This window comes from Pseudodesulfovibrio pelocollis, assembly GCF_030282845.1.
Lineage (GTDB): Bacteria > Desulfobacterota > Desulfovibrionia > Desulfovibrionales > Desulfovibrionaceae > Pseudodesulfovibrio > Pseudodesulfovibrio pelocollis.
Genome location: NZ_JASTWE010000068.1, coordinates 1 through 8,681, shown reverse-complemented (window position 1 = coordinate 8,681; position 8,681 = coordinate 1). Strand labels below are relative to the sequence as shown.

Here is an 8,681-nt window from a genome sequence, read left to right as displayed (position 1 = left end):
ACACTAGCACTGAGCATGCCAACGGAGCTTGGTTCATAAAACTCATACTTGCATAGATGCTTCAGCTATGGCAAATTGATATGGTGCAAGCATTATTCTGCACTCACTGCACCGGGGGTGCAAGGGTTGGCACGAATCCTGACAAAAACAGTCTGGATTCCTGTGCGAAAAACCTGTAAGACCAGTAAATGGGTGGACAAAACGAATATGGCACATCCCTTGTTTACGCCACGTCAAGCATACGGAGCCTGGATGAGGAGACTGACGATGATGACGGGCGCGGTCCTGCTGGCGCTGATCGCCGTCCTGCCCCGGGCGGCGGCCGCCGATGGACCGGGCGCCCCGGCGGAGACAGTGCAGGAGGCGGCCGCGCCGGGCCAATACCTGGGCGACTGCACCGAACTCGCCGAACTCGCCGGATACCTGAGACAGGCCGCCGAAGGCAACAACGAACTGCGCGCCGCCTATCGGCGCTGGGAGGCCTCGGTCAGCCGTGCCGCCCGGGCCGATGTCCTGCCGGACCCCATGTTCAACTTCGGCTACTACACCACACCCCTTGAAACACGCGGCGGCCCGGCGCGCTACAAGTACGGCCTCTCCCAGTCCCTGCCCTTCTTCGGCAAGCTCGGCTTCAAGGAGCAGATGGCACTGCGCGAGGCGGACGGCGTCAAGGCGCAGATGGACGGGCTGAAGCTCTCGACCTTTTACGAGGTGAAGCGGGTCTACTACGAATACGCCTATCTGGCGCGCGCCATCGACATCACCACGGAAAGCATGGAACTGCTGCGCTACCTGGAGCGGATCGCCACAGCCCGCTACACCACCGGCTCGGCCAGCCACGCGGACATCATCAGGCCCCAGGTGGAGCTGGGCAGGATTGAAGACAGGCTCTACTCGCTCAAGGACCTGCGCGCGCCCCTGGTCGCGCGGCTCAATGCCCTGTTGGGCCGTCCGGCAGAAACGGCCATCCCGCCGCCGCCCTCCATCCCGGTCATGGTCGCCACGGAGCCGGACAGCACCCTCTTCGCCGAACTGCCGACCAACAATCCCCAACTGGCTTACTGGGACGCGGTGGTCGGGATGGAACAGGCCGGAAGGGATCTGGCCGAGCGCGCCTATTATCCGGACTTCACCTTTGGCGTGGATGTCACGGAGGTGGACAAGGCGAGAACTCCGGGCGTCATCGGCGACGGACGCAACCCGATCATGACCTCCATGTCCTTCAACATTCCCATCTGGCAGGAGGCCCGGGGCGCTGCGGTTGACGAGAGCCAGGCCAGGATTCTGGCCGCCAAGCGGAGCCGAGCCGGCCTTGAGCAGAAGCTGCGGGCGGACCTGGAGCTGGCCCTGTACAAGTACCGGGACGCCGGGCGAAAAATCCATCTCTACCGCGAAACCCTGGTGCCCAAGGCCGAGCAGGCGCTGGGCGTGACCCTGGAGGCCTTCACCAGCAGCGCGGCCACCTCACTGGACCTCATCGACACGGAGCGGACCCTGCTGGAACTCAAGCTCGACTACTCCCGCGCCCTGACCGATCAGGCCCAGCGGCTGGCCGAGATCGAAACCCTGGTGGGCCGCGAGCTGCCCTGCGAGTTCCATGGCTCGATCCTTGAGCCAACACGGCTGGAGCCCTGACCATGCCTGCGGTCCGGTCGAACACGAAGCAGGGGGAAGCATGAAACGTCTCATCAACACCCGGCTGATCCTGACCATCCTGCTGGCCAGCGTGGTGGCCTTTGCCGTCGGCTACATCGTCAGGGGCACGGGGCATCAGCCCGCCACGTCGCTGCTGGACGAACACGCCGGACACGGCCTCGAAGCCTCGGTGGACGAGGGTGGAAACATCATCTGGACCTGCTCCATGCACCCGCAGATCCAGCTCCCTGAGCCGGGGAACTGCCCCATCTGCTTCATGGAGCTCATCCCTATCCGGCGCGGGGACGACTCCACCGCCACCAGCCTGCGCGGCATCGAGATTTCCGAGGAGGCGCGCCTGCTGGCGGGCATCGAGACCGAACCCGTGCAGCGCCTGGACGTGGACGTGGAGCGGCGCATGGTGGGCAAGGTCGATTACGACGAGACGCGGGTCCGGGCCATCACGGCCTGGACCGGCGGCCGGGTGGACAGGATGTTCGTGGATTACACCGGCAAGGAGGTCAAGCAGGGCCAGGCCATGGTCTCCATCTACAGCCCCGAGCTGCTCACGGCCCAGGTCGAGCTGATCGAGGCCCACAAGGCCCTGGAAGACCTGAAGGACAGCAAGCTCCCCCTGATCCGAAACACCGCCCAGCGCATGGTCGAGGCCGCCGGGGAGAAGCTGCGCCTGCTCGGTCTGCAAAAAAGCCAGATCGAGGCCGTGGTCCGCCAGGGCAGGCCCTCGGACCACATCACCATCCACGCGCCCCAGGGCGGCGTGGTCCTGACCAAGAACGTCAACGAGGGGCAGTACGTGACCACCGGCAGCCCCATCTATTCCATCGCCGACCTCTCGGTGGTCTGGGTCATCCTTGAAGCCTACGAGTCCGACCTCCCGTGGGTCGAAATCGGCCAGCAGGTGGCGTTCCAGACCGAGGCCTATCCCGGCAAGACCTTCGGGGGCACGGTGGTCTACATCGACCCGGTGGTCAGCGAAAAAACCCGCACGGTCAGGGTGCGCCTTGAAGTGTCCAACCGTGACCGCAGCCTCAAGCCCGGCATGCTCGTGCGCGCCGTCCGGCACAGGGACGGAGCCACGGCCGGGACCTCGGAGCCCAGGCTGGTCATTCCGGCCACGGCCCCGCTCATCACCGGCAAGCGGGCCGTGGTCTATGTGCAAGACCCGCAGGATCCGGGCCGCTTCGAGGGCCGCGAGATCGTGCTCGGCCCCAAGGCCGGTGCCCACTACATCGTCAAAAACGGCCTGGAGGAGGGCGAACGGGTCGTAACCCGAGGCAATTTCAAGATCGACAGCGCGGTCCAGATCATCGCCAGGCCGAGCATGATGAGCCCGGTGGGTGCCGAATCCAAGGGCGGGGGACATGACCACGGCCCAAGGACGGGGCAGCCCACGGCAAGCCCGGCCGACTCTCCGCCCGGCCGCGAGCTGCCGCCCCTGTTCGCCTCCAAGGCCCGGCTCCTCGACGCCACCTTCCGGGAGCTGGAGGGGGCCGTGGTCACCGGCGACTTGGCGCTGACGCACCTCGCCTTCGGGGTGTTCAACAAGGAGTTGCGCCTCATCGACGGAACGGGCCTGGAAAGGCGGGCCGCCCTCCTGTGGCGCGAATACGCCATGCTCCTTGGCAACGACGCCATCATCGGGGCCGAGGTGCCGGATACCCGTCGCCTGCACCAGGTCTTCGCCGAAATGAAGGGCCACTACGCCGGGTTCCGGGCCGCCTTCAACCTGGACGCCCCGGAAGAGGCGCTGGCCGCGCCCGAGAGCTTCCAGCGGCAGTTGGGTGCAGTCTTCGCCCGGTACGAGCATTTGTCCGAGGCCCTGGCCGCCGACGACATGGCCGGGGCCCAGGCAGCGGCCGACGCCATGGCCGAGGCCCTGCGGAAGGTGGACATGGCCGTGCTCGGCGGCCCGGCCCACAATGTGTGGATGGCGGCGCTGGCCAGGATGAACGACGGCCTGGCCGTGGTCCGCGAGGCCGGGGACATCGTCGCGGTGCGGACCGGCCTTGAGCCCATCTCCGTGGGGCTGGCCGAGGCCATCGTCAAGCTGGGCGTTCAGACCGAAGGCCCGGTCTTCGAGCTGTTCTGCCCCATGGCCTTTGACTACGACGGTGCCACCTGGCTCCAGCGCGACGAGAGCATCCGCAACCCCTACATGGGCCAAGCCATGCCCACTTGCGGCGAAACCAACCAGCAGCTCAAGCAATAGCCGGGAGCGATGCCCATGGCCACCCGCGACACGACGCCGCTTGAAGCGAAAAACCCGACAGACAGGGTCATCCGCTTCTGCCTGACCAACAAGCTGGTGGTCTTCCTGCTCATGGCCATGATCCTGGGCTGGGGCGTGATGGTCGCGCCCTTTGACTGGCAGACAGGGTTGCCGCGCGACCCGGTGCCCGTGGACGCCATCCCGGACATCGGGGAAAACCAGCAGATCGTGTTCACCGAGTGGATGGGCCGCTCGCCCCAGGACATGGAGGATCAGGTCACCTATCCTCTCACCGTGTCCCTGCTCGGCATTCCCGGCGTCAAGACCGTGCGCAGCTACTCCATGTTCGGCTTCTCGACCATCTACGTCATCTTCAACGAGGACGTGGAGTTCTACTGGTCGCGCTCGCGACTGCTGGAAAAACTCTCCAGCCTGCCGCCGGGAACGCTGCCAGCCGACGCCAAGCCGACGCTGGGGCCGGACGCCACCGCCCTGGGCCAGGTCTTCTGGTACACCCTTGAAGGCCGCGACGAAAAGGGCAACCCCGCGGGCGGCTGGGGCCTCGACGAACTGCGCAGCATCCAGGACTGGTATGTGCGCTACGCCCTGCTGGGGGCCGAGGGGGTCAGCGAGACAGCCTCGGTCGGCGGCTTTGTCAAGGAATACCAGGTTGATGTCGATCCAGATGCCCTGCGCACCACAGGGGTCAGCCTGGAGGATGTCTTCACGGCCGTGAAGATGTCCAACCTCGACGTGGGTGCCCGGACCATCGAGATCAACAGCGTCGAGTACCTCATTCGCGGCATCGGCTTTGTCAAGGAACTTGCTGACATAGAACAGTCGGTGGTCAAGGTGGTCGGCAACATCCCCATCCGCGTCAGCGACGTGGCCAGGGTCAGCCTCGGCCCGGCCTTGCGCCGGGGCGTGCTCGACAAGGGCGGGGCCGAGGCCGTGGGCGGGGTCGTGGTGGTCAGGTACGGCGAGAACCCCTTGCAGGCCATCGGCAACGTCAAGGAGAAGATCCGCGAAATTTCCCCGGGCCTGCCCAGCAAGGTGCTCCCGGACGGGACCGTGAGCAAGGTGACCATCGTTCCCTTCTACGACCGCTCCGGCCTCATCCACGAGACCCTGGGCACCCTGCAGACAGCCCTGACCGAGGAAATCCTGATCACGGTCATCGTGGTCCTGCTCGCGGTCATGCACCTCAAAAGCTCCCTGCTCATCTCCTCGCTGCTGCCCATGGCCGTGATGCTCTGCTTCATCGGCATGAAGGTCTTTGGCGTGGACGCCAACATCGTCGCCCTGTCGGGCATTGCCATCGCCATCGGCACCATGGTGGACATGGGCATCATCATCTGCGAGAACATCCTCAGAAAACTGGAGCAGGACGAGCCGGGCCTGAGCCGGTTGCAGCAGGTATTCCAGGGCGCGTCCGAGGTGGGCAGCGCCATCATGACCGCCGTGGCCACGACCATCGTCAGCTTCCTGCCCGTCTTTGCCATGGAGGGGCCGGAGGGCAAGCTCTTCAAGCCCCTGGCCTACACCAAGACCTTTGCCCTGGTCGCGTCCATCATCGTGGCCCTGACCATCCTGCCCGCCGTGGCCCACCTCATCCACCGCCGCGCCAATCTGCAATGCCCCAGGCGGCGCGCCGACCTGCTCATCGGCGGCACCACCATCGCGGTCGGCCTTGCCGTGGCCGTCTTCGTGGCGTGGTGGCTGGGCCTCTTCATCCTCATACCGGGCGTTCACCGACTCTTCGCCAGCTCACTCCCCCCGCAGTTCAACGCCCTCTTCGGCCGGGCCATGAACTACGGCGTCGTCCTCATGGTGACCATCGTGCTCGCCACCCACTGGCTGCCGCTGGGGCCGGAAAAGGGCGACCTGCGCAATTTCCTCTTCGTGGCCGTGCTCATCGGCGGGCTGATGCTCTTTTTCCAGCTCTTCCAGCGGGGCTATCCGGCCATGCTGCGCTGGGTGCTCGACCACAAGGGCACGTTCCTGTGCCTTCCGGCGGCACTGATCCTGTTTGGCGGACTCATCTGGCTGGGCGGCAACGTCATGACCGCCTGGCTCCCGGACGTGGTCCGGGGCACCCGGCCGGTGACGGCGGTGATCCACGCCTTTCCGGGCCTGGGCAAGGAGTTCATGCCGCCGCTGGACGAGGGGTCGTTCCTCTACATGCCCACCACCATGCCCCATGCCTCCATAGGCGAGGTGCAGGACGTCCTCTCCAAGCAGGGCGCGTCCATCCTGGCCATCCCCGAGGTGGAGAGCGCGGTGGGCAAGCTCGGTCGCGCCGAGACGCCCCTGGACCCGGCCCCGATCTCCATGATCGAGACCGTCATCAACTACCTGCCCGAATTTCTCGTGAACGCAGGCGGCACCCGGCTGCGCTTCCGCTTCGACGCCGGGCAGAAGGATTATTTCCGCTCCGCCGGAGGCGAGCCGCAGCCCGCCGGGGACGGCCTGCCCTACATCGTGCAGGGATATTATCCCCGCGATGAGGATGGCAGGCTCATCCCCGACCCGGACGGCAGACCGTTCCGGCTGTGGCGCAGCCCGCTCGACCCGGCCCTGAACCCGGGCCGCTCGGCCTGGCCGGGGGTGCGCAGCCCGGACGACATCTGGAACGACATCACCAGGGCAGCCGAGATTCCAGGGACCACCTCCGCGCCCAAGCTGCAACCCATCGCGGCCCGCATCGTCATGCTCCAGTCCGGCATGCGCGCCCCCATGGGCATCAAGCTCAAGGGACCGGACCTGGAAACCATCGAATCCTTCGGCCTCGGGATCGAACGGCTGCTCAAGGAAGTGCCGTCGGTCCAGCCCGCCGCCGTGGTGGCCGACCGCATCGTGGGCAAGCCCTATCTGGAGCTGGTCATCGATCGCGAGGCCATCGCCCGTTACGGCATCTCGCTGGCCAGGGTCCAGAACGTCATCGAGGTGGCCGTGGGCGGCAAGGTCATGTCCACCACCGTGGAGGGGCGCGAGCGCTACCCCGTGCGCGTGCGCTACATGCGCGAGCTGCGCGACAGCATCGAGGCCCTGGCCGACATCCTCGTGGCCGCGCCGTCCGGCGAGCAGATTCCCCTGCGCCAGCTGGCGGACCTGCGCTACGTGCGCGGCCCCCAGGTCATCAAGAGCGAGGACACCTTCCTCGTCGGCTATGTGCTCTTCGACGGCAGGCCGGGATTCGCCGAGGTGGACGTGGTGGAGAGTGCCCGCCAGTACATCGAGAGCCGCATTGCCTCGGGCGAATTGCCGGTCCCGCCCGGCGTGTCCTACGAATTCGCGGGCAACTACGAAAATCAGGTGCGGGCGCAGAAGAAACTGGCCGTCATCCTGCCGCTGGCCCTGTTCGTCATCGTCATCATCCTCTACCTCCAGTTCAAGTCCGTGGCCACGACCCTGATGGTCTTTTCGGGCATTCTGGTAGCCTGGTCCGGCGGCTTTTTGATGATCTGGCTCTACGGGCAGGACTGGTTCCTGAACTTCAGCGTCTTCGGGACCTCCATGCGCGAACTCTTCCAGGTGCACACCATCAACCTGAGCGTGGCCATCTGGGTCGGCTTCCTCGCCCTGTTCGGCATCGCCTCGGACGACGGCGTGATCATGGCCACCTACCTGGACGAGAGCCGGGACAGCCGCGACACCACCAGCGTGCAGGCCATCCGGCATGCCGTGCTCGAAGGGGCGCAGCGGCGCATCCGGCCCGCCCTCATGACCTCAGCCACCACCATCCTGGCCCTCATCCCGGTGCTGACCTCCACCGGCCGGGGCGCGGACATCATGGTGCCCATGGCCATCCCGTCATTCGGCGGCATGACCATCGCCATCCTGACCGTGTTCGTGGTCCCCACGCTCTATTGTCTCGTGGAGGAGATGAAGATCAACCGCAAGGAGCGCTGCCGACCGGCAGAGCCATCCACTGCATAACCAAAGGAGAACACGCATGAAAAGAATCACCATCCTTGCCGCGGTCGCAGCCCTGACCCTGCTCGTCTCGGGCCTTGCCGTTGCCGCTTCCGGCATGGACCACGGCAGCCACGGTCACGCTGCGGATCACGGGCAGCACGCGGCCGCGCCGGGCAGCACCCTGGAAGGCGGCATGAAGACCATGGCCGACAACCTGGACCTGATGAAAAAGGATGTCGAAATGATGAAGGCCCCGGCCATGCGCGATCAGGCCATGGCCGCCATGAACACGCACATGACCGACATGCACCACGGCATGGCCGCCGTGGAGGCCCACGCCGGAAACATGGGCGACACGGCCCTGCAAGATGCGATGAAGCGGCTCAACAGCGAGATGATGGACGTCATGAAGGCCATGGGCATGACCAAGCGGAACCCGGACGCGGGCATCCCCATGCTGGAAGAAGGGCTTGGCAAGCTGGACAAGACCATGACCATGATGCAGGGCATGATGTAGGCCGCACTCGGAACATCGGACAAAACGCCCGTTCGACGAGCGTTCTGACAGCAATGACGTTCACTACGGCAACACAGACGAAGTGTCGCGAGACAGTTATACCCTGACATGGAGTTGACTATTCAATCTCGATAACCAAAAACAATAGCTGCGAAAAGCTGATATAATTGAAGCCACCTTCATCATGAAGGTGGCTTTTTCGATGCGTCCAGGGAGTTGCATCTGGCCGTACGGCAGAAGTGCAGCGCTACCGCACCACCCAGTACCACGCAGGGATCGTCAAGAATGAAAGGAGACCTCTGCTCATCCCCTTTTTGCGTCCGCACCTTGCCCTCTGCACTCGATTTGCTGCTGTGATCGCACCTCAGCTTGGGCTCAATC

General features: G+C 65.2%; 5 protein-coding genes. 4 read left to right on the top strand and 1 reads right to left on the bottom strand.

Annotated features, from left to right (window positions below):
- The first annotated feature begins 252 nt into the window (after nucleotides 1-252).
- The 4 genes from QQS14_RS15610 to QQS14_RS15595 are packed head-to-tail and all read left to right on the top strand — an operon-like array spanning nucleotide 253 to nucleotide 8,300.
- Nucleotides 253-1,635: a TolC family protein gene (locus tag QQS14_RS15610; protein WP_285907945.1), complete on the top strand. Its 1,383-nt coding sequence runs from the start codon at nucleotides 253-255 to the stop codon at nucleotides 1,633-1,635.
- Nucleotides 1,636-1,675: 40 nt separating this feature from the next.
- The gene (locus QQS14_RS15605; RefSeq protein ID WP_285907944.1) at nucleotides 1,676-3,865 is read left to right on the top strand and encodes an efflux RND transporter periplasmic adaptor subunit; all 2,190 of its coding nucleotides are present in this window, start codon (nucleotides 1,676-1,678) and stop codon (nucleotides 3,863-3,865) included.
- Between the two features lie 15 nt (nucleotides 3,866-3,880).
- Entirely contained in the window at nucleotides 3,881-7,804 is a 3,924-nt protein-coding gene (locus tag QQS14_RS15600; RefSeq protein ID WP_285907943.1) for an efflux RND transporter permease subunit, read from the top strand.
- 16 nt (nucleotides 7,805-7,820) lie between these two features.
- Nucleotides 7,821-8,300, top strand: a complete 480-nt coding sequence (locus QQS14_RS15595; RefSeq protein WP_285907942.1) for a hypothetical protein — start codon at nucleotides 7,821-7,823, stop codon at nucleotides 8,298-8,300.
- A gap of 182 nt (nucleotides 8,301-8,482) precedes the next feature.
- Here QQS14_RS15595 and QQS14_RS15590 read toward each other — a convergent pair.
- Nucleotides 8,483-8,681 (bottom strand): hypothetical protein (locus QQS14_RS15590; protein ID WP_285907941.1); only part of this gene is annotated, 199 nt, incomplete at its 5' end.